Source organism: Pseudoalteromonas sp. BSi20311, assembly GCF_000239875.1.
Classification (GTDB): domain Bacteria; phylum Pseudomonadota; class Gammaproteobacteria; order Enterobacterales; family Alteromonadaceae; genus Pseudoalteromonas.
The window spans coordinates 48,069-70,206 of record NZ_BADU01000065.1 but is presented as its reverse complement, the minus strand read 5'-3'; the positions used below and the strand labels follow the sequence as shown (position 1 = coordinate 70,206).

12 protein-coding genes and 2 pseudogenes are annotated in these 22,138 nt (G+C 41.1%); 11 read left to right on the top strand and 3 right to left on the bottom strand.

What is annotated here, in order from left to right; translation table 11 throughout:
- Window positions 1-40 precede the first annotated feature (40 nt).
- Window positions 41-919 (bottom strand): AraC family transcriptional regulator, encoded by an 879-nt coding sequence (locus P20311_RS07290; RefSeq protein ID WP_008111236.1) that lies wholly within the window; start codon window positions 917-919, stop codon window positions 41-43.
- A 181-nt stretch (window positions 920-1,100) separates the two neighbouring features.
- Here P20311_RS07290 and P20311_RS07285 point away from each other — a divergent pair, with 181 nt between their 5' ends.
- The 5 genes and pseudogenes from P20311_RS07285 (at window position 1,101) to P20311_RS07265 (ending at window position 8,536) form a co-directional block, all read left to right on the top strand.
- Window positions 1,101-2,246, top strand: a complete 1,146-nt coding sequence (locus P20311_RS07285; protein ID WP_008111234.1) for an iron-containing alcohol dehydrogenase — start codon at window positions 1,101-1,103, stop codon at window positions 2,244-2,246.
- Window positions 2,247-2,423: 177 nt separating this feature from the next.
- Window positions 2,424-2,738, top strand: a pseudogene (locus P20311_RS19530) (hypothetical protein).
- A 172-nt stretch (window positions 2,739-2,910) separates the two neighbouring features.
- Window positions 2,911-4,164 (top strand): TolC family protein, encoded by a 1,254-nt coding sequence (locus P20311_RS07275; RefSeq protein ID WP_008111228.1) that lies wholly within the window; start codon window positions 2,911-2,913, stop codon window positions 4,162-4,164.
- Complete coding sequence (locus P20311_RS07270) at window positions 4,161-5,390, top strand: efflux RND transporter periplasmic adaptor subunit (protein WP_008111225.1); 1,230 nt, start codon at window positions 4,161-4,163, stop codon at window positions 5,388-5,390. Before P20311_RS07275 ends, P20311_RS07270 begins: the two co-directional genes overlap by 4 nt.
- Before the next feature lie 8 nt (window positions 5,391-5,398).
- The gene (locus P20311_RS07265) at window positions 5,399-8,536 is read left to right on the top strand and encodes an efflux RND transporter permease subunit (RefSeq protein ID WP_008111223.1); all 3,138 of its coding nucleotides are present in this window, start codon (window positions 5,399-5,401) and stop codon (window positions 8,534-8,536) included.
- 69 nt (window positions 8,537-8,605) lie between these two features.
- Here P20311_RS07265 and P20311_RS07260 read toward each other — a convergent pair whose 3' ends face one another.
- A complete protein-coding gene (locus P20311_RS07260; RefSeq protein ID WP_008464846.1) occupies window positions 8,606-9,838 on the bottom strand; it encodes a TMEM143 family protein in 1,233 nt (410 codons plus the stop codon).
- Window positions 9,839-9,983: 145 nt separating this feature from the next.
- Here P20311_RS07260 and P20311_RS07255 point away from each other — a divergent pair, with 145 nt between their 5' ends.
- The 3 genes from P20311_RS07255 (at window position 9,984) to P20311_RS07245 (ending at window position 14,211) form a co-directional block, all read left to right on the top strand.
- Window positions 9,984-10,568 carry a YqaA family protein gene (locus tag P20311_RS07255; protein ID WP_008111219.1) on the top strand — a complete coding sequence of 195 codons (585 nt, stop codon included), beginning with the start codon at window positions 9,984-9,986 and terminating at the stop codon, window positions 10,566-10,568.
- Window positions 10,569-10,632: 64 nt separating this feature from the next.
- Window positions 10,633-11,532 carry a GGDEF domain-containing protein gene (locus P20311_RS07250; protein WP_008111217.1) on the top strand — a complete coding sequence of 300 codons (900 nt, stop codon included), beginning with the start codon at window positions 10,633-10,635 and terminating at the stop codon, window positions 11,530-11,532.
- A gap of 75 nt (window positions 11,533-11,607) precedes the next feature.
- Window positions 11,608-14,211 (top strand): DUF2339 domain-containing protein, encoded by a 2,604-nt coding sequence (locus tag P20311_RS07245; RefSeq protein ID WP_008111215.1) that lies wholly within the window; start codon window positions 11,608-11,610, stop codon window positions 14,209-14,211.
- Between the two features lie 42 nt (window positions 14,212-14,253).
- Here the strand turns inward: P20311_RS07245 and P20311_RS07240 are convergent, their stop codons facing one another.
- Window positions 14,254-17,694, bottom strand: coding sequence for a PAS-domain containing protein (locus tag P20311_RS07240; RefSeq protein ID WP_008111212.1), 3,441 nt, complete (start codon window positions 17,692-17,694; stop codon window positions 14,254-14,256).
- A gap of 465 nt (window positions 17,695-18,159) precedes the next feature.
- Between P20311_RS07240 and P20311_RS18650 the strand changes: the two are divergent.
- The 3 genes and pseudogenes from P20311_RS18650 to P20311_RS07230 all read left to right on the top strand — a co-directional run.
- Window positions 18,160-18,420 (top strand): annotated as a pseudogene (locus P20311_RS18650) (DUF4212 domain-containing protein); the annotation flags it as partial.
- A gap of 10 nt (window positions 18,421-18,430) precedes the next feature.
- Window positions 18,431-20,155, top strand: a complete 1,725-nt coding sequence (locus P20311_RS07235) for a sodium:solute symporter family protein (protein WP_008111210.1) — start codon at window positions 18,431-18,433, stop codon at window positions 20,153-20,155.
- A gap of 139 nt (window positions 20,156-20,294) precedes the next feature.
- The gene (locus P20311_RS07230) at window positions 20,295-22,133 is read left to right on the top strand and encodes a DUF294 nucleotidyltransferase-like domain-containing protein (protein WP_008111208.1); all 1,839 of its coding nucleotides are present in this window, start codon (window positions 20,295-20,297) and stop codon (window positions 22,131-22,133) included.
- Window positions 22,134-22,138 lie beyond the last annotated feature (5 nt).

The following is a 22,138-nucleotide window of genomic DNA, read 5'->3' as shown; positions in this document are numbered from 1 at the left end:
ATTTAAATAATGACTTAGCGCAAGAATGGGTTATTTTTAATCACACATGTATTTCACTGGGGGTTTTATTGAAGTGGCGTTTAAACTCACGACTAAATTGTGACGCACTGGTGTAACCTACTTTAAATGCGGCCTCGTTAGCTTTACTGCCAGAGGTGGTTATTAATTCTTTTGCTTTAGCTAAGCGTACTTTTTTTAAATACTGCAAAGGGGATTCAAACGTAACTTGTTTAAAAGCACGGTGAAAAGATGACACACTCATATTCACTTCTTCAGCTAAGTGCTCTACGGTAATAGGGCTTGCGTAATTGCTATGTAATGTTGATAAAGTACGCGCTATGCGCGCGTAATGGCCATCGTGCATTGCAAGCCCAATTAAGGTATGCCCTTGAGGGCCACACAGTACTCTAAATACTAATTCCTTAACTATATCGCCACCAAATACCTCAGCCTCAAGCGGATTGTTTAACACTGTTAACAGTCGGTGAGTGACTTGCTCCATGGCCATATCTAAAGCGGCACTTTGTACCGCTCCGCTTTGCGTTAACGGTGGTGAAATAGGCTTATGTTGCATCATTTGGCTAACCAATTTGTGCAGCATGGCTGGGTTTATATCAACTGCAATACCCATTACCGGCAAATCATTATCAGTAAACGCTTCACATTCTAGTGGTACTGGCACTCCTAGTACTAAATAATCGCCTGCACCATACTGAATTTGATGCTCAGGGAAGTGAATAATTTTATGTCCTTGGCCAACGATAATAATACCTGAATTATAAATAAGCGGCTGACGCGCTGAGCTTTTTGTCGCGCGATGAAAGTACACCCCTGGAATAATTGTTTCCATGGTACCTTCAAAGCTGAGCAACTTATTATGCTCTGCGTATTGTTGTAACAAAGTGGCGATGGTCGTCATAAGGGCGGCTTAAATTAACGGTATTTGGCGTAAAATAACAACGCTGATAGTTTTAGGCAAGCTTTTGGCAGTTATTAGGCTTTTTATATATGTACTATGCCATTATTATGCATTTATCAACACTTTATTTAAGAATTGATAAGGTGCTTAGTAATTAACCGTCCCCTTTAGGAGCAAAATAATGAAATTTAGCTACGTAAATCCCACTTTAATTCAATTTGGTCAGCAACAAATTGCCGCACTTACTGATTTGATCGCAAAAGATCAAAAAGTATTAGTTGTGTACGGTGGCGGTTCTATTAAAAAGAACGGTGTGTACGACCAAGTTGCAGCAGCACTTGAAGGTTTTGATTGGGTAGAGTTTTCGGGCGTAGGTGCTAACCCAACAATTGAAGTACTAGACCAAGCAGTAAAAATTTGTAAAGAACAAGATATCGATTTCGTATTAGGTGTAGGCGGCGGCTCTGTAATAGACGGCGTTAAATACATTGCAGCATCTGCTGTATATGATGGCGAAGGTTGGGATATTCCTACAGGTAAGCACACAATTACCAGCGCATTACCTATAGGTGCCGTATTAACGCTACCAGCAACGGGTTCTGAATCTAATCAAAATTCAGTAGTAAGCAAAGAAGCTACGAAGCAAAAACTACCGTTTGCATCTCCAGAAGTATTACCAAAATTTGCCATTATGGACCCTGATGTAATGAAAACATTACCGCAGCGCCAGCTTGTTAATGGTTTAGTAGATGCATGGGTACATACCTGTGAGCAGTACCTAACATTCCCAGAAGGTGCACTTGTTCAAGAAGGTTACGCAGAGGCATTGTTAAAAGCGCTTAAAACATTGGGTGATAACTTTGAAAACCAAGACGATGCATGGCGTGCAAACCTTATGTGGGCTGCAAACCAAGCACTTAACGGCTTAATTGGTTCTGGCGTATCACAAGATTGGGCAACCCACATGATTGGCCATGAGCTTACAGCTGCTTACGGCGTTGATCATGCACGTTCACTGGCTATTGTTCAGCCTTCTTTACTGCGCAACCAATTTACAGTTAAAAAAGCAAAACTAGAACAAATGGGTAAAAACGTATTTGGTCTTGCACAAACAGATGATTTAGCAGAGCAAACAATTCAAGCAATTGAAGCGTTTTACCACAGTCTTGATGTAGCCACTGAGCTTACTGAGCATGGCGATGATAAAGCGGCTGCCATTGATAATATTATTGGCAAACTAGAAGCGCATGGCATGGTTGCCCTTGGTGAAAACCAAGCTATTACGTTAAAAGAAAGCCGTGAAATTTTAGAGCAAGCGGTTGCTTAATAACGGTTAATATTGACCGCTAAGATTGGTTAGCGGCTTTTTGCAGCAAAATAAGATTGAATGAAATAAAATTTTATTTTGCTGCATTACTTTTTTAGGTATTTTCAGGTACAGTGCTGAATTAGATAAGTAATGAGCTTAACTAATCGTGTATTTCAATAAGGAATTCGTTTAACTGTGCGTTCAAATCGTTTTTTAATTGTAATGTTACTTGTGCTTGTGCATAGCTTTATAAGCTGTGATGGCGCCGCGTACCATTTACAAGAAGACGTTGATCACGTAAATAGCTCATTTTCGCAAAGTAGCTAAACTGCTGATGATAACGACAGCGCCCCAACAGCAGAAATACATGCTCACCAGCATTGCCACAGTGGTTATAGCCACAACTCAAATCACTCAATAACTCCCGAGAAAAGTAAACCAACTTTAGCGACATGCTATCACGGCTTACATTATCCACCAGACGTACCGCCACCGAATTCATTTAGCTAGTTCTTAATTTAATTTCAATTAATTACTGTGCTTTTAGCTGCCTACACATAAGTGTTTTATGGGCCGTTATAGGCATGTTTAGATTGCTGAGCAATTTACACTGTCGCTATCTTTTGCGTAGGTTGTGAATGGTTTGCAAGTGAACTCTGTTTATTAAAAACGGACAAGCTATATGAATAAAAAATCAATTATGTTGGTGGTGATGCTGTGCACGCTGCCTGCTTTTAGTGCGTTTGCAAATGTTAAAACACTAACTCTAAAACAAGCGTTGATAAATACCGAGCAACAAAATCCGCTATTAAAACGCTACCCTTATCATCAAAAAATACTCAGCGCGCTTAAATCTCAAGCTGCACTTTCGCCTAACCCTATCTTAAATATAGAAGCTGAAAATCTGCTGGGGACAAACGATGCACGTGGTGTGCAAGACGCTGAAATAACCTTGGCATTTAGCCAGCTTATAGAGCTTGGAGATAAACGCCAAAGCCGTATAAATTACGCTACGGCAAACATTAAAGCCCAAGCAATACAATATCAAAATACTCGTTTAGCCTTATTGGCAACCACTGGTGAGCGGTATTACGAGGCGCTTAAATTTCAAACTTTACTTTCTCTCAATAGCGAACGACATCAGGTTGTAAGCCAAGCACTTAAAGCAATAACGCAACGAGCTGATGCCGGCGCTGTATCGCAAGCGGATGTAACCCGTATGCGTTATGCGCTTAGCCAAGTTGAGCTTGATAAAGCGAAGCTAAATAGCGAATTTGAGCGAGCACGTTTATCGCTCAATGAGCTATGGAATAAGCAACATGATTACACGGATTTAGCTGGGAATATTAATACATTAATGCCGCTTAAATCTGAGCAAGGGTTACTTGATGCGGTTAACCAAGCGCCTGATTTTGCTATGTTACAGCAGCAATACTTACAGCAAGCGGCCAACTTAACGCTGCAAAAAGCCAATGGGCAAAGTGACATTAATGTAGGTGCAGGCCTGCGTTACAACCAGCAAAACGATACCAGTTCATTGCTGTTTTCGTTTTCAATGCCGTTGCAATTGAGTAACTCAAATAGCGGTAATATTGAAGCAGCTAACAGTCAGTTAGCATTGTTACGTGAGCAGCAAGGACTGTTACGGGTTCAATTACGTCAGCAAGTTCGTACTTTGTATGCCTATTACCAAGGTAAGACATTACAGGCACAGTTGTTATCTGGGCAAGTTATTCCCCAAGCCCAAACACTCATTGAGCAAAGTTTAAAAAGCTATCAACGCGGACAAATTTCGGTGTTGCAATTGCTCGATGCTCAACAAGCTCTTTTTGACTCTAAAGGCGCGTTGATTAACACATATGCAGCGTTATATCAGACCCATCTCGCACTTGAGCGTTTAACTGGCCAATCTTTAACTGAGACTTTTCAATCATGAACAACACTTTTATCGCATTATTAGTATTTCTCTCGTTTGTAGCTAGCTTAACAAGCACACATGTATTTGCCTCAGCAGAACATGACCAAACAGAGCAAGCCCAAAAACAAGGTCCACATGGCGGCTTTTTATTAACTAACGAAAAGCTCACTCTTGAGTTAAAGCTGCAAGAATTTGCAGGTAAAGTTGAGCTGCGCCTATATGGTTATGAGCAAAATCAGCCGGTAGATATAAACGATTTAAGCATCGAAATGAACTTAAAACGATTAGTAGAAGCGCCGCAAAAAATACAATTTACGCGTGAGAATGGCTACCTTGTTAGCACGCAACCCATAAATGAGCCACATTCGTTTGCGCTTTTCATTACTGCTAATTATAAAGGTGAACGCGTTATTTTTGAGTACACCCAACACGAAGGCCGCACTGTGCTGAGCGAGCGAGCAATTGAAGGTGCGGGTATTAAAACGGAGATAGCACAAAGTGGCGAGGTTGATATTTCTGACACGCTGTTTGGTGTTATTGCACCGACACAGCATGGCACAGTAGAAATTATGGCGCCATATACCGGATTGATCAGCGATATTTTTGTCAGCATAGGTCAAACCGTTCAAAAAGGTGAGGTACTAGCCAGCGTCACCAATCGCGAAACTTTGCAAAACTACAGCATTAAAAGCCCTATTAGCGGTGTGGTAACCGAACAATATTTAAAGCGTGGCGAACTGGCAAGTGCTCGTGCGCTAATGCAAGTCGTGAACCTTGATAAAGTATGGGTTGAGCTCTCAGCCTTTCCTGAAAATATTGAAAACCTAGCCATTGGTCAAAGCGCCACGGTATACGATTTACATCATCATTTAAATGCCCAAGGTAAGGTGTTTTTTATAGCACCTATGATGACTGGCGGGCACATTGCACGTGCCCGTATTGAGCTTAATAACCCAGATGGTCATTGGCGTCCAGGTATGCATGTTAATAGTGATGTCAGTATCGATAAAGTTAATGCCCGCGTGCGTGTAAAGCCTGAGGCTATTCAAGAGTTTAATGGTATGACGAGTGTGTTTGTGCGTAAAAATAGTGTATTTGAAGTACGCCCTGTTACTTTAGGCGCAAAAAGTAGCGAGTGGGTTGAAGTGATCGCGGGTTTAAGCCCAGGTAGCGAGTACGTCACTGCCAATAGCTATGTGATCAAAGCCGACATTTTAAAAAGCGGCGCAAGTCACGCACACTAGGAGGTACCATGATTAACTGGATTGTTTCTTTTGCGGTTAAACGCCGCATGATGGTACTGGCACTAACATTTTTATTTGCTGGGTTTGGTGTGTATAACATCCAAAACTTAGCGGTAGATGCGGTACCCGATATTACCAATGTACAAGTGCAAATTAACTCTAAAGCGCCTGGTTTTACGCCGCTTGAAGTTGAGCAGCGTATCACTTACTTAGTCGAAACAGCGATGGCGGGTATTCCTAAGCTTGATTACACCCGTTCGCTTTCTCGCTATGGGCTTTCTCAAGTAACCATTATTTTTGATGAAGGCACCGATATTTATTGGGCGCGTCAACAAATTGGAGAGCGTATTCAAAGTATTCGCGCCGATTTACCTAATAATGTTGAGCCAAACCTTGGACCTATTGCCAGTGGTTTAGGTGAAATATTTACCTATAGCGTGCATGCAAAACCCGATGCGTTAAAAAGTGATGGTATGCCTTACAGCGCCGAAGATTTACGTACTTTACAAGACTGGGTTATTCGTCCGCAGCTTTTAAAAGTAAAAGGCGTAACCGAAATAAATAGCCAAGGTGGCTTTGAGCGCCAGTACCAAGTTGCGCCCATACCAGAAAAGCTGATTGCTTATAAGCTGACAATTAAGGATGTTATAACCGCTCTTGAGCTTAATAACAGCAACCGCGGGGCCGGTTATATAGAGCGCTTTGACGGCCAATATTTGGTGCGCTCGCCTGGGCAATTAAAAACATTAGCGGATATAGCAAACACCGTTATCGCCAAGCGTGATGATGCCCCTGTGCGAATTAAAGACGTGGCAAATGTATACTTAGGAAAAGAGCTTAGAACCGGCGCGGCTACCTATAATGGCGAAGAAACCGTATTAGGCACGGCAATGATGCTCATAGGTGAAAACAGCCGTGTGGTTGCTAAAGCCATGGCTGATAAGCTTATACAAGTACAAAAAAGTTTACCTGCAGGGGTTATTGTTGAGCCTGTTTATGACCGCACCAATCTGGTTGATAAAACCATCGCTACAGTAGAAAAAAACCTGTTTGAAGGGGCGGTATTGGTCATCGTCATTTTATTGTTATTGCTTGGGAATATCACTGGTGCGCTTATTACCGCCATGGTTATTCCGCTCAGTATGCTATTTGCTATTACTGGCATGGTGGGCAATCGAGTCTCAGGTAATTTAATGAGCTTAGGTGCAATCGACTTTGGATTAATTGTAGATGGCGCGGTGATTGTGGTTGAAAACTGCCTTCGTCAATTAGGGATGGCTCAACATAAACATGGCCGCTTACTTACGCTCAGTGAGCGTTTAGAGGTTGTCACTTCAGCCACCAAAGAAGTGTTTAGCCCCGCGGTATTTGGTATTTTAATTATTATGTTGGTGTATTTACCGCTTTTTGCGCTCAGTGGTGTTGAGGGCAAAATGTTTCAGCCCATGGCGTTTACCGTTGTTGCCGCGTTAATAGGTGCACTTATTTTTGCTGTTACCTTTGTGCCGGCGGCTATTGCCGTATTTGTGCGTGGTAAAGTAGATGAAAGCGAAAACGCAGTAATGCGTGGCGTTAAAAAAATCTACAAGCCACTGCTTAATTTATCGCTTAAATTACCGTGGCTTATGATAAGCATTGCCACTGTTTTAGTGCTGGTACTTGGCTTTAAAGTTAAAAATATGGGCGCCGAATTTTTACCTCAGCTTGATGAAGGTGATATTGCAATGCATGCGCTGCGTATTACTGGCACCGGTATTGAACAATCGGTGCAAATGCAAAAGCAGTTGGAGCAGGCTTTATTAGCGCAACCTGAAATTGCGAACGTATTTTCAAAGATTGGCACCGCGGATGTAGCCAGCGATCCTATGCCGCCTAATGTTGCCGACACTTTTTTAATGTTAAAGCCGCGTGCGCAATGGCCTGATCCATCACTAAGTAAAGACGCGTTAGTGCAGCGCATTCGTCATCGTGTGAATGAGGTACCGGGTAATAACTATGAATTTACCCAGCCTATAGAAATGCGCTTTAACGAGTTAATTGCCGGTGTGCGTGCCGATGTAGCGCTGCGTATTTACGGTGATGATTTAGCCATACTTAAGCAATTTGGCGAAAAAGCCACAAGCTTAATGCGAAATATTACCGGTGCTACCGATGTTCGTTTAGAGCAAATGGAGGGCTTGCCTACACTTTCTGTTACCCCAATGCGAGATCATATGGCGCTATTAGGATTAACCGTAAACGACATTCAACAAACTCTTGCCGCTGCTGTTGGTGGGGTGCAAACAGGGCTAATTTATGAGGGTGATAAGCGCTTTTCGTTATTGGTGCGCTTAGATAAGCGTTGGTCTGAAGATGTCTCTGCGCTTGCGCGTTTACCTATTGCGTTACCTCAAAGTAGTAACCCTGAACTTGCATTTGTACCGCTTGGAGAAGTGGCTACAATCAGTATTGAAAAAGGCCCTAATCAAATAAATCGCGAAAGCGGCAAGCGCAATGTGGTAGTAACAGCTAATGTAACAGGACGCGATTTAGCCAGCTTTGTAAGAGATGCCCAAGCGACTATGAACGCACAACTTAACCTACCCAGCGGTTATTGGCTTGAATACGGCGGTACGTTTGAGCAATTACAATCTGCGAGTAAACGGTTGTCGTTGGTAGTGCCTGTGACTTTATTGCTTATTTTTGGCTTACTTTATAGTGCTTTTGGATCGCTGCGTGATTCACTGATTATATTCAGTGGTGTACCACTGGCACTAACCGGTGGGGTGTTGGCATTATTGCTACGAGATATGCCGCTTTCTATTTCAGCGGGTGTGGGGTTTATTGCTCTAAGTGGTGTTGCGGTATTAAACGGTGTAGTGATGTTGTCGTTCATTAAGCAGTTACGAAAAGAGGGGGTAAGCTTATATTATGCAATACATAGCGGGGCATTGCAGCGATTACGCCCAGTGCTAATGACCGCGCTTGTGGCTAGTTTAGGCTTTATACCTATGGCGCTAAATACCGGTACCGGCGCTGAAATACAACGGCCTTTGGCAACCGTGGTAGTAGGTGGAATTATATCATCCACTTTGCTCACGTTGTTAATTTTGCCCGCACTTTATAAATTAGTGCATGCAAAATTTAAAAAGCAGCAAACAGCTTAATTACCAATTAGGTAATAATGAAAAAAGCAGCTGAAGTTTCAGCTGCTTTTTTGTTGTGTAACTAGTTGCTTAGTTATATTGAAACAGGTTATCCCAGCGCTCATCTAATATGACTTTTGCGTGCTCTAGATTTACTGCGTTATATAGGGTGTTTGTGCAAGTTACTAAATGCATACGTTTAAGCTTTTCAAGCGCGTCGCTAATTTCAAAATCTAACTCGCATTGATACTTAGTTTTAAACCACGTCTCTATTTGCTCATCAAGCGCTTGTGTGCTTAAGCCATTTTTAGATTTTAGTAAAAACGTATACGCAAGCAGGGCTTCTTTAATGTCTTCTTCTTCGGCAGCATCAATGAGAGTGTGGAATACACCGGCGTTGTTATCTAGGTTTTTAAAGTACAGATTATCGCTCAGCGCTTTCATAAATTTAATTTTGCGGTTTTTAAATTTACTCCACTCTTTAAAAATAAAGCTGCCAAATACCCCCATACCAATAGCAAAGGTAATAAAATGCTGTTGGGTCATTTCTACGGCTTCATCTCTAAAGCCTCCCCAAAATGCAAATAGCGCAAATAATAAAACAAGCGATGCACCTAATTTTGTTATAAGCACTACGGCACCCCCCACTAAAGCTGACGAGCCAATAATAATTTTATCGATAGGGCGCATTCGTACTTCGCTATTAGGAAATAGCATTTCCAGATCGGCTTTTGGCACATTTTGAAATAGTTTTACTATGGTTGAACTGGGCTCAAACCCCATAGGTAGTTTATTTTTTGATTCAAAATAGGCTTTATCTTTAAAGCGAATAAATACCGCCACACGATCGTAATTAGTAAAATGCAGTGGCTTTTTACGTAATCCCCAAAAACTGGTTATGGTTTCGCTCAGCTGTGATTCGCCTCGGCGATAAAAAACCACTTCTTCAAAATCCTCAAACTCCACCTCAAGGCGTACTTTAAAAAGTGATTCTTCGTTGAGTGCATCTTGTAAGTCTTGATGGGTGATCACTTCAAAATTAGCCGCGTTTAATACATTGGCAAAATCTCTAGCAAAATCGCGTTGGCACTGGGCTTTTTGCTCATCAGTCACACTGTTTATTAAACGGGTATCGCTATTTGGATCAAAAGGCGCGTAATTGTTTTTTAATGACTCAAGTGTGCCGTGGTACTGAAAGTGAATTAAGCTGGCTAAAAGTTCACAAAGCTGCTTAAAAGAAGTTTGTTGGTCTTTGGTAAGCTCTTTGGCGCACATTGTAATGATGTCGTGTTTTCTAAAAGGAATGTAGCGAGCAGTTTGCATATTGTGAAAATTTTAAAAGTATAATGGTATATAAAGATAATAAAGCAGTCTTTTGCTGATTACTATGTTGGTTGTATTTCTTCAGGTAGCATTAACCTTATTATGAGATGATTTAATCACTTACCTCATTGCTAACAGGACGTTTATGGCAGTACAAAAAAAGCTCAAGCAAAAAACACGTCAATTTATTGAGTCTAAAAATATGCTCGGTGGAATTACTATTGCCTCATTTTTAGAATCCACCATAGTGCCCATTCCACTCGAAGCTGTTTTGGTGCCCTTAATGCAGGCAAGGCGCGAAAAACTGTGGCAAATTGCTCTTATGGCAACACTAGGCTGTATTGTGGGGGCGCTATTTGGCTACGCTTTAGGTTATTACTTATTTGATGTGATTGGCGATTGGGTTATCAATACATTCTCAAGCCCTGAGCAGTTTGAAAACGTAAAACAGAAAATGCAGTCACAAGGGTTTTGGTTTGTATTAAGCCTAGGTATCGTGCCTATTCCGTTTCAAATTGCGATGTTGGCCGCTGGCGCGACTAAGTATTCGCTGGCGCTGTTTTTATTAGCAAGCGCGATTGCTCGCTCTATACGTTATTTTGGTTTAGCAATAGTGGTGTATTATGCGGGTAATCAAGCTGAACGTATTATCAGCAAGCACAAAACTAAGGCCATGATTGGACTAACTATTTTAGTTGCGATTGGTTGGATTATAAGCACATTAATTTAAAATTAATCAGTTTTAGTTTATGGTATAGTTTTAATAACAATAATAAATTTTAATATAGCCTATGATGAATCCGGAAAAAGTGAGCCTTAAGCTCAGCCGTTTTGTAAAAATTACCAGATTAAACAAGCTGTTAATTTTAGCTACGCTGGCATTTATTATTGGCTTTTCAATTTTTTCGTTAATGCGCTTCCCTCCAATAGACATAACACAAAATCTCTATGGCTTTACCACTGACTTTATTAATTTGGTGGTTATTTTCACTATTTTCTTTGTGGTGCAATGTTCACAGTTAGCCAAAAAAGCCTATGTATATGTCAGTATCGGTTTGATGCTATGGATTGTAGGCTCTACTGCCGATGTACTTGATGAAGTGACACGTCAGCCTTTTTGGGTGAGTAACTACATCGAAGATTTATGTAGAACACTCGGCATGTTAGTTACTGCTTATGGTTTATTTAAAACCATGCATTTCATGCAGAGAATGCACACCCGCTTGGCGCAAGAATTTATTATAGATGATTTAACTAAAGTGTATAACCGACGCTGCTTTTATCAGCATGTGAAGGGGATTGTTAATAATCCCTATACTGTTTTAATCATAGATATTGATCACTTCAAACGTATTAATGATGACTTTGGTCATGATGTGGGCGATCAGGTGCTGAAAGAATTTGCTAGCAAAGTGAATGCGCTATTTAAGAATGAAAATACATTTGCTCGCATAGGGGGAGAGGAATTCGCCGCTTATCTGCCTAGTTATGAGCTTGATGAAGTACTTAACTTTGCGCAGACTATCCTAGAAACTGCTCGCACTATTACAGTGCAAAACCAGCGCTCTTTAACGGTTAGCATTGGTATTGCACATCGTAGCAGTGAGCAGAGCTTTGATAATGTGATGAAACGTGCTGATCAAGCATTATACCGAGCCAAAAAAGCAGGCCGTGATCGCCTTGAGGTTGCTTAAACATAGTAATTTTATGAAATAGACTTCGCTTGTGCTATTTTTGGGAACTCTTGTTACGAGATAAAAAGGAATTGTATGGATGAGTTAATCGGATTAGCAATTATTATATCTATTGCGATTGTTGCAGGGGCCATATGTGGGTTAGTAGCCTTAGTGCAATTGAACTCCCTAAAACAAGAGGTTGCAGCATTAAAACTAAAACTATTTCAGTTTGAGTTAAATGCAAATGCAGCAATAAATGAAAAATCTCCCGCCGATCCTCAAATAGATAATGCAAAATCTCTACACCGCTCAGATATTCCAGCCGCTGTTTATAAACCAGTGAGCATTAAACCTACATCAGTTCGTAAAACGATAGCTAAAAAACCATCGAGTATTGAACTGCTCTTTAAGCAGTTACGTGCAGGCTTCGAGCAAAATTGGATGACCTGGATTGGTGCTATTGCTTTGGCTTTAGGTGGCGTATTTTTAGCAAAATACAGTTTAGAGGCGGGGCTACTTTCACCAGCAATGAGGCTCAGTGCTGGTGGGTTATTTGGTGTTGGCTTAATCGCAGCGGCGACCTATTTACATTATAAACGAATCGTTTTTGAAGGCTTTAATAATTATATTCCTGCAGCCTTGGCTAGTGGCGGCTTTATAACCTGTTTTGCCTTAATGTTTTTAGCTTATAACAGCTTTAGCATGCTCAGTGCTGAGTGGGCGTTTATTGGCTTAGCAGTTATTGCTCTGTGTGCTAGTGCAATGGCAATAAAGCTAGGCCCTTTACTTGCAGTAATAGGCATTATAGGCGCATACAGTGTCCCTATTTGGGTAAATACGGGCAGTGGGCAGTTATTTTCTTTGCTTATTTATGTTGCCCTTGTGAGTGTTGCTGCGACAGTAGTGGCACAAAAAGTAAAGCGTGTTTGGCTGTGGTATTTACTATGGGTAGGGCATATTAGTTGGTATTTGGTTGGACTCACTTTATTTACCTACGACACAGTGTGGTTAATAGGCGCTTTTGCGTTGTTAAGTATTTTAGGATTAATCGCTATTGCACGCTTAGGGTTAACCTTTAAAACCCTTGAAGTACGCCCGCACAGCTTTAAACGGTTAGTTAATTTATTTCCAGATCATGGTTTGTTACTGGCCTTTATTGCGCCTTTAATGGTTGCCATGCTGTTGAGTGTGTTTAATATACAATGGCAAATAGTGGCGTTATTAAGCATCGTTTTACTCCTATTTTTAGTGCTAAAAAATAGTCGTTGGGATGCATGGCAAGGGGTCTCTTTAGTGATTGCGCTGTTATTAGTGATCAGTGCTGAACAAACTTATACCTTTGATGATGCGTTATTTATTTTTAAAAATGAATACGGATTAGGCTTATTACTTGCTCTGGGCTTGAGTGGCTATGGACTTTATTTTGGCAATATATACCCAAAAAGATTAACCTTTCATTTGCTTGCTTCATTAAGCATGTTTGCATTAGTTGGCGCCTTGTATGCGATGATCCCAAACACGGCTTTAGCAACCGCTTACCCACTTTGGGCGGTGTTGCTATGTTTAATGAGTGCGGTGTTAATAAAATTTACTCAGCATCAAACAACCTTATGGCAGCGCTTTAGTTATTGGGTAGGGGCAAACGCCAATATTACCTTAGCAATTACTATGTTACTCAGCGATAGCGGCCTTACCATTGCTCTGGCTGTTCAAGTATTACTGTTGAGCTTATTAATAAAAAAATACAATGTGGCAATGCCACACTGGCCAATAAAGGCGCTGGTGGCGGCATTACTTTTACGTCTAACCCTATCACCTTGGACGCCTAGTTATGAAGAGCTAACACTATTTGATTTGCATTGGAGCTTAGTTGTTTACCCGCTTTGTATTGGGTTATTTTTTACAGCGGCTAAATGTTTTAATGCTTCACAACTAAAAATATGGCTCGAAGGAGCAGCACTGCATTGCTTAGCGTTATTTGTGACAACCGAAACCAGTTATCAACTGGTAGGGCATTACCCACAACTTTTTTCTTTAAGTTTTTATGAGCAAGTATTACTTAGCTGTAACTTACTTGGCTTAGGCTGCGTTTATTTATACCGTGCGCAAAGTGCTGGGCAATTAGGTCAGTTATACCGTACAGCAGGTCTTATATTATCTGCATTAGCTGGCTTATTGTTAATTAAAACAACGTTGGGTGATAATCCGTTATTAATGCGTCTTTATGTTGGTGAAACGCCAATATTTAACTGGGTGATTTTAATTTGGTTGGTACCGAGCCTACTGGCGTTATGGTTAGCGAGTTTAGTTAAATCGTTAAATGCTAAATTGAGTCAAATTACACTCGGTGTGTCTGGTTTATTAGCGGTATTAGCTATCAACACCTTGATCCGCCAATATTGGCAAGGCGGCTTCATTTACCTTGATAAAGCAACCAGTGACGCTGAACTATATAGCTATTCGGTCATTTGGTTGTTACTGGGTGCACTGGTCGTGATAGCCGGGCATTTAAAGCAGCAACGGTTACTGCAAAATGTTGGTTTAGGTATTCTTGGCGCTGTAATTGTTAAGGTGTTTTTAATTGATATGGCAAACTTAACGGGGCTTTTAAAAGCATTATCCTTCATTGGTTTAGGGCTGTCGCTGGTAGGGCTTAGTTGGTTGTTCCAAAAACTCAGAAAGCGCAATTATAGTTAGGTGTTAGCCCAGTATTTACTGGGCTAACACGTTTATTGAACGTTAAGTACTGTGATTCAGCAGTGCTTTAAGTTTACCTGGTTTTACTGGTTTACTCAGATAATGAATATTTTCAGCTTTGGTGGTTTGTTTTAGCTCAGTGTCACGCACTGCGGTAATTAAAATAGCCGGAATATCGCTTTGCCAAATCTCGCGTAGCGCTTTAATTAACGTAATGCCATCCCAATCATTACCTAATTGATAGTCCATTAAAATAACATCAGGTGCCCCCTGTTCTTTTGCATAAGTTAACACCGCTTCTACTTTATCGAATAGGGTGTAATTTGCTTGCCAGCGTTTCAATAAGCTGGCCATGGCTGCAAGGTTTTCAGGGTCGTCGTCAACGGCAATAATATTTATCGCGGCGCGGTTGTCGACTATATTTTGACTGGTTTGTTTTTGCTGTACTAATTGCGCATCACCATAAGGCACTTCAATACTAAATCGGCTGCCTTTATTGGGTAATGAAACCACATCAATCGGCAGGCTCAATAAATCAGCCATACGTTTAACGACCCCTAGACCTAAGCCAACGCCTTTATTGTCGCCCGCTTCAATTCGGTAAAAGTCGTTAAATATTTTTGCTTGTTCAATATCGCTAATACCTGGGCCGGTATCCCATACTTCAATCCGTAAACTGTGTTTTCTGTTTCTGCAGGCAATTAACACACGGCCATCTTCGGTGTATTTAATCGCATTTGACAGCAAGTTTTGTAGTATTCGACGCAAGTAAGTAATATCGCTGTGTACTATTTGTTGATTTGAACGTACTTTAAATGAAAGTCCTTTATCGCTCGATAAAATCGCATATTCGCTTTTAAGAGGGTCTAAAATATCATCAATGCAAAAGTGACGGGGATTTGGGGTCATTGCCCCTTGCTCTAGCTTGGCAATTTCTAATAAAGCCGACATTAAATGCACGGTGGAATCTAGGCTATCACCTAACTTATTAAAATTATTTTTATTGGTGCTATCTAACTGGGTTTCATCAATGGCGGCAAGGTATAAACGTGCCGCATTGAGTGGCTGTAAAATATCATGGCTGGCGAGTGCTAAAAAGCGAGTTTTACTATCATTTGCTTGCTCAGCTTCACGTTTAGCTAAAGTGAGTGCTTGCTCTGTTTGTACGCGGCTATCGATTTGTGCTTGCAGGCTACTATTAATGGTTTGTACTTCTTGGGTGCGCGCTTCAATACGGTTTTCTAAGTCCATATTAATTTCTTCGAGCGCATTTTGCGTACTAATATGATTAGTAATATCAGAAAAACTCGTTACAAACCCCCCGTCAGGCAGTGGGTTACCTATCATTTCGTACACTTGGCCATTTCGACGATGGCGAATAAAATGATGTGAACTGCCATTTTTTAAATGCTGAACCCGTTTATCAACATGGCGGTCAATTTCACCTGGGCCGCATTCACCGCGCTCTGCGTTATACCGTATTATTTCTTCAATAGGCTGGCCAACTTGTAAAAAGCCTTCAGGGTAGTTAAACATTTCGCTGTAGCGCTTATTCCAAGCAACGAGGTTAAGATCTTTATCTACCACAGAGAGTCCGTGGCTTAAGTTTTCTAGTGAGGTAAATAGTAAGTTCTGATTAAACTGCAGTGCTTGTGTGGTTTCATCAAAAAAGTTTACTACTTCTTCAAACGCCATTCGTTTGCCAGACGATACGGTGTGAATAAGTGCTTGCGCAGAAGAGGCACCTAATACGCCTGTCAGTGCGCGTTCGCAGTAGGCAATAAAGTCAGCGCGAGGGTGTGCGTTGTTGTCGTTTAAATCATGATGGAGTGCGTAATGCGATAAAATTTGTTGGCTACGTTGAATACCTAAAAAGGTTTGCAGTAAAATTTTAAAGTCATACACCGTGGCTTTTACGTTTTTATTTAAGCGACGAGATAAAATGGCCTGATCTTTAGGATTAACAAATGCCGCCGCTTGAATTTTATCAATTAAGCGCTCTTCAGCTCCCAAGGAAAAGCTAATGTAACAGCCAATATTAGCAAACAACGCGATTAAGGTGCCTCGAGTTATAAGTGTTTGTTGTAGCTCACTGTCTAGTGGGTTAGGGGCTTCTAAAATAGGCAGCATTAAAAACAGTACCCAACAAATGACCCCAGCGAGTAGCCCGGCATAAACACCATAAGCATGGCCTTTTCGCCAATATAAACCACCTACAATAGCAGGTAATAACTGCGACACCAGTGAGAAAGCCACTAATCCCATACTGGCCAGCGCGCTGCCATTACCAAACCATTGCTGATAGAAGTAGGCTAAAATAAGCACCCCGGCAATGGTAAATCGACGCACCAACAAAATACGAGATTTGTAGCTGCTAGTGATTAAATTACGTTTAAATTTACGGCGTAACATTAAGGGCAGCACCACATCGTTGGAGATCATGGTACTTAGCGTAAGCGTGGCTACAACAATCATGGCCGTGGCAGCTGAAAGCCCACCTATAAATACAAAGGTGGTTAAAAAAGCGTTATCGTGCAGCATAGGCAGTGCCAGTACAAAGCTGTCTGGTGATAAGCTGCGGCCAATTTCTGGATGAATAGCAGCGGTGGCAATAGGTAAAATCATTGCTGCGGTCAATAACAAGTACAATGGAAAAGCCCAGCGAGCAGTGAATAAATGGCGCTTATCTTGGTTATCAACCACGGTTACATGAAATTGCCGTGGCAAACAAATAATAGCCGCTGCCGCCATCAGCGACTGACCTACAAAGTTAAAGCTAAAAAAGTCAAACTGTGCCCAATGCAGCCAAATGGACTCGGCAACTTGGCTAGAACTCTCTGCAGGTAAATTAAATAAGCTATATATTGCAAGCCCTGCTACAGCGGCTAGAGCAAACAACTTTATTAGCGATTCAAACGCCACTGCGAGCATTAAACCTGAGCGATACTCGGTTACATCAACTTTACGCGTGCCAAAAAATATAGCAAATAGCGCCATCATTAACGTGGCCGATAACGCCAAAATGTCCCCAGATATCTGATTACTGCTTTGCAAAAGTAAAAAGCTAGAACTGAGCGCTTTTAATTGCAGAGCAATATAAGGAATAGTGGCCAATAAGGCGATAATGGTCACCATGATGGCGGTGGTTTGGCGTTTGCCGTAACGTGCTGAGATAAAGTCGGCAATGGTGGTAATATTTTGTTTTTTACTCACCAATACCAGTTTACGTAAAAAGCCTTGGCCGAAAAAAAACAGTAAAGCGGGCCCTAATAAAATAGGCAAAAAGCTCCAACTACTGGTAGCTGCGGTGCCTACCGAACCATAGTAAGTCCACGAAGTACAATAAATCCCCAATGCAAATGAATACACAAATGGGTGATGACTAATACGCTTGGCCAGTGGCGTGGTCTTATCGCCCCAATTTGCCAGCCAAAACAGCAGACCTATGTAGCCAAAGGCAACGATCAGTAGTACAGCCGTCATGTTTATTTAACCTCATAGAATATTTTTATAATTTGCCATAACTATACCCAAACTATCTCAAGATGCGAGCGTCAGTTGGAGTTTGAAGTAGTTTGCTTATTTACAATACCTAGTTGTGGATAAAGTAGGGGGTATACATTTTATTTATATTATCTATAAATAAAATAACATACTGATTTATATGCTTTAATTTTTATTTGTCTATTTAGTTAGACTAATGTCTTATTCCCACGGTTTGTTTAAATTCGGCTAAAAACCTCAGTTATTAAAATTCATTAAGCTACTGAAACTAAAGTAGTTCATGGTTTGTTTATTAATCAATCGCTAGCAGTTTACGAAAACGTTAATATGTTGTTACGACTATTGTCGCAATTCAATATTTGAATTGCATTGCTAAATTGGTTAACGAATATAAAAAACCACCCATCACAATCTTGTGATGTTTAAAGGGGAAAATAAAAATAGGCTTTTAAAAATGAAGAACAAGCAAAAGCTTATTGGGCAGAAAACATTTCATTACTGTTTAAATTATTAGCAGTATGGTTTGTAGTCTCTTTCGGCTTTGGCATATTACTGGTTGATGTACTTAACGAAGTACGTTTTTTTGGGTTTAAACTTGGCTTCTGGTTCGCCCAGCAAGGCGCGATTTATACCTTTGTGGCTTTGATTTTTGTGTACGTTTTCAAAATGAATACGTTAGATAAAAAATATGGCGTAGACGAATAGGAGCTAATCAATGGATGTTCAAATACTCACATTTATAATCGTCGGTTTAAGCTTTGCGCTTTATATCGGTATTGCAATTTGGGCTCGTGCTGGGTCAACAAATGAATTCTACGTTGCTGGTGGTGGTGTACCTCCACTTGCTAATGGTATGGCAACTGCTGCGGATTGGATGAGTGCTGCGTCATTTATTTCAATGGCGGGTATCATCTCGTTTGCGGGTTACGACGGAAGTGTTTACTTAATGGGGTGGACCGGTGGTTATGTACTACTGGCTATGTGTTTAGCGCCTTACTTACGTAAATTCGGCAAGTTTACCGTGCCAGACTTTATCGGTGACCGTTACTACTCACGTACTGCGCGTTTAGTGGCTATTTTATGTGCCATCTTTATTTGTTTTACTTACATTGCGGGTCAAATGCGTGGTGTTGGTGTGGTGTTCTCGCGTTTCTTAGAAGTTGAAATTGAAACCGGCGTTTACATCGGCATGATTATTGTTTTCTTTTATGCCGTACTTGGCGGTATGAAAGGTATTACTTACACGCAAGTTGCGCAGTACTGTGTACTAGTATTTGCTTATTTAGTACCGGCTATTTTCATCTCTATGATGGCAACCGGTCATTTCTTCCCACAAACAGGGTTTGGTGCCACGCTAAGTGATGGGTCAGGCATGTATGTATTGGATAAACTAGACGGTTTAAGTGCTGAGCTTGGGTTTGGTCAGTACACTGAAGGCTCTAAGAGTATGATTGATGTATTTGCAATCACAGGTGCTCTTATGGTGGGTACAGCCGGTTTACCACACGTAATTGTTCGCTTTTTCACTGTACCTCGCGTTAAAGACACGCGTATTTCAGCTGCGTGGACACTGGTGTTTATTGCTATTGTATACACAACAGCACCCGCAGTAGCTTCGTTTGCCCGTGTAAACATGATTGATACAATTAACGGTAAAGACGGAAGCGGTACAGCGTATGCAGATGCGCCAGCATGGATCAAAAACTGGGAACGTACGGGCCTAATCACCTTTAATGATAAAAATGGTGACGGCAAAATGTTCTACACATCAGGTAAAATCACTGACCCTAATAGCGCAAACGAAGTAAACGTTGACCGCGATATTATGGTACTAGCGAACCCTGAAATTGCAGATTTACCAGCCTGGGTTATTGCACTCGTTGCTGCTGGTGGTATTGCCGCGGCACTATCTACTACAGCGGGCTTACTATTGGTAATTTCGACCTCGGTATCGCATGATTTACTTAAACGGACACTCAAACCGGATATAACCGACAAGCAAGAGTTACTTGCAGCGAGGTTGGCAGCGATGATTGCTATTGTAATATCCGCCTACTTTGGGATTAACCCGCCAGGATTTGTGGCCTCGGTTGTAGCCTTTGCCTTCGGCTTAGCGGCGGCGAGCTTCTTCCCTGCAATTATTATGGGTATTTTCTCTAAATCTATGAATAAACATGGTGCAATTGCAGGCATGGTAACGGGTATCACCTTTACTGCTGCATACATCATCTACTTCAAGTTTGTGAGTCCAGAGCTTAATAGCCCAGAAAATTGGTTCTTAGGTATTTCACCTGAAGGGATTGGTTTAGTAGGCATGATCATTAACTTTGCAGTAGCTGCAGGTGTTATGAAAATGACTCAACCGACACCAGTTGAAATTCAAGAAATGGTTGAAGGTATTCGTAATCCTAAAGGGTCTAGTGAAGCGCATGCTCACTAATCCATATATCTAATGATATAACGCATCAAAGCCCGACTTAAGTCGGGCTTTTTATTTGTTTAAATAATGGCTACATTAAATAATCGCTATATTAAATAACCATATTTCAGGTTAAGTCGCTTTTTATTGAGGATGATTTATGAGTAGTGAGCAACAGGAAGTCGCGCAGTTTATTAACAAGCAAGCACCATTTTCAATGTTACAGGACAGCGCCTGCAGTTATTTTGTTAACCATCTCGATAGTATTTATTTGACCCGAGAAAACCAAACGCAATGGCTTAACAGTGAACAGCCTAAATTATTTTTAATTCGTTCCGGGTTATACGATTTAGTGGATGCTCAAGGCGATACGGTAACGCGTTTAACTCAAGGTGATTACTTTGGTTACCCCTCGTTACTGACGGGAGATTCAATACAAAACAGTTTAGAAGTACAAAAAGAGGGCATTGTCTATATGCTCGAGCAAACGGATTTTGATTACTTACGTCGAGAATATAAAGCATTCGAGCAATACTTTGTTCGTGCTCATGCTAATCGATTGCTGTCATCACATTATAAAAGTAACAACGACAGCTGGTCTGAGCGTAAAATATCAGAGATCATGACTCGCAAAGCGATTACGCTGCCCCCCGATGCCAGCATCCGTAATAGTGCTAAAAAAATGCAAGAGCATGGGATTTCATCAATGATGATCACCGAAAATTCGCATCTTGTTGGAGTAGTTACAGATCGGGATTTACGTAACCGAGTGCTTGCTGATGAAGTAGATCCCGCGCAAGCTATCAATAGTATTATGACCAATAAGCCTAAGTTTATATTTGAAAATAACCGCGTATTTTCAGCGCTGCACTTAATGCTTAAGCATAATATTCATCATTTACCTGTGCTTGACGAAAACCACAAACCGCTAGGAATGATCACCAGTACAGACTTACTACGCCAACAAAAAAGCGACCCAGTGCAGCTAATTGGTCGTATTTACAAGGCCCATAATGTGGCTGATTTAAAACGTTACGCGAAAGAAATTCCTGAGTTATTAAAAGGGTTTTCAAATAATATTGATGATATTTCGCTGATCGGAAAGTTACTCAGCGGTTTAACCGATGCGTTGACCTCGCGACTCATTTTTTTATTTCAACAACACCATGGCGCCGCGCCTACCAGTTTTAGTTTTATTTGTTTTGGCTCTCAAGCGCGCGAAGAGCAAACACTGCATTCAGATCAAGATAATGGCTTGTTATTACCTGATGGTTTAAATGATGAGCAGCACGCATATTTTAAACAGATGGGCGAATTTGTATGTGAAAACTTAGTTGAGTGCGGCATTCGTCGTTGCCCCGGTAACATAATGGCTAGCAGTGATGCGTGTCGAATGAGTGTTAGTGATTGGCGGGCGAAGTTTTTAAAGTGGATCACCAGTCCCACACCCCAAGCAATGTTAAACTGTAAAATCTTTTTTGATCTGCGTTTTATTGAAGGATCCACCACACTTTATAGTCAGTTTTGTGAAGAATTAACTCATATTTCTCGCAACGATCTTTTTTATGCGGCAATGGCCAGCGATGTTAACGCTAATAGTGCGCCGATTGGTTTATTTAATAACTTTAAAACCGAAAAAACAGAGCAACACCATAAATACATCGATCTTAAAAAGCGCGGGGTGGTGATCATTAACGATCTAGCGCGACTTTATGCATTAAAAGTAGGCATTCGCCGTGCTAACACCCAAGAGAGGTTGGATGCTTTATTAAAGTATTCACTATTAAGCAAAGAAGATATTTATAATTTAAAAGATTGTTGGCGATTTTTAACTCAGCTTCGGCTGCGCACGCAAATAAATGAAGAAGGGTTACCTAGTAATTGCATTAACCCAGACAAACTCAATTCGTTAGAACGTCATCAGCTTAAAGAAGCGTTCTACCTAGTAAAACAAGCGCAGCAAGGCGCGGCGTTTAAATTTGCGCGTGGGAGTTTGTAACAATA

Bases quoted from the DNA above. Each gene is read 5' to 3' on its own strand.
- P20311_RS07290 (WP_008111236.1), bottom strand. From the start codon at position 919: ATGACGACCATCGCCACTTTGTTACAACAATACGCAGAGCATAATAAG.
- P20311_RS07285 (WP_008111234.1), top strand. From the start codon at position 1,101: ATGAAATTTAGCTACGTAAATCCCACTTTAATTCAATTTGGTCAGCAA.
- P20311_RS07275 (WP_008111228.1), top strand. From the start codon at position 2,911: ATGAATAAAAAATCAATTATGTTGGTGGTGATGCTGTGCACGCTGCCT.
- P20311_RS07270 (WP_008111225.1), top strand. From the start codon at position 4,161: ATGAACAACACTTTTATCGCATTATTAGTATTTCTCTCGTTTGTAGCT.
- P20311_RS07265 (WP_008111223.1), top strand. From the start codon at position 5,399: ATGATTAACTGGATTGTTTCTTTTGCGGTTAAACGCCGCATGATGGTA.
- P20311_RS07260 (WP_008464846.1), bottom strand. From the start codon at position 9,838: ATGCAAACTGCTCGCTACATTCCTTTTAGAAAACACGACATCATTACA.
- P20311_RS07255 (WP_008111219.1), top strand. From the start codon at position 9,984: ATGGCAGTACAAAAAAAGCTCAAGCAAAAAACACGTCAATTTATTGAG.
- P20311_RS07250 (WP_008111217.1), top strand. From the start codon at position 10,633: ATGAATCCGGAAAAAGTGAGCCTTAAGCTCAGCCGTTTTGTAAAAATT.
- P20311_RS07245 (WP_008111215.1), top strand. From the start codon at position 11,608: ATGGATGAGTTAATCGGATTAGCAATTATTATATCTATTGCGATTGTT.
- P20311_RS07240 (WP_008111212.1), bottom strand. From the start codon at position 17,694: ATGACGGCTGTACTACTGATCGTTGCCTTTGGCTACATAGGTCTGCTG.
- P20311_RS07235 (WP_008111210.1), top strand. From the start codon at position 18,431: ATGGATGTTCAAATACTCACATTTATAATCGTCGGTTTAAGCTTTGCG.
- P20311_RS07230 (WP_008111208.1), top strand. From the start codon at position 20,295: ATGAGTAGTGAGCAACAGGAAGTCGCGCAGTTTATTAACAAGCAAGCA.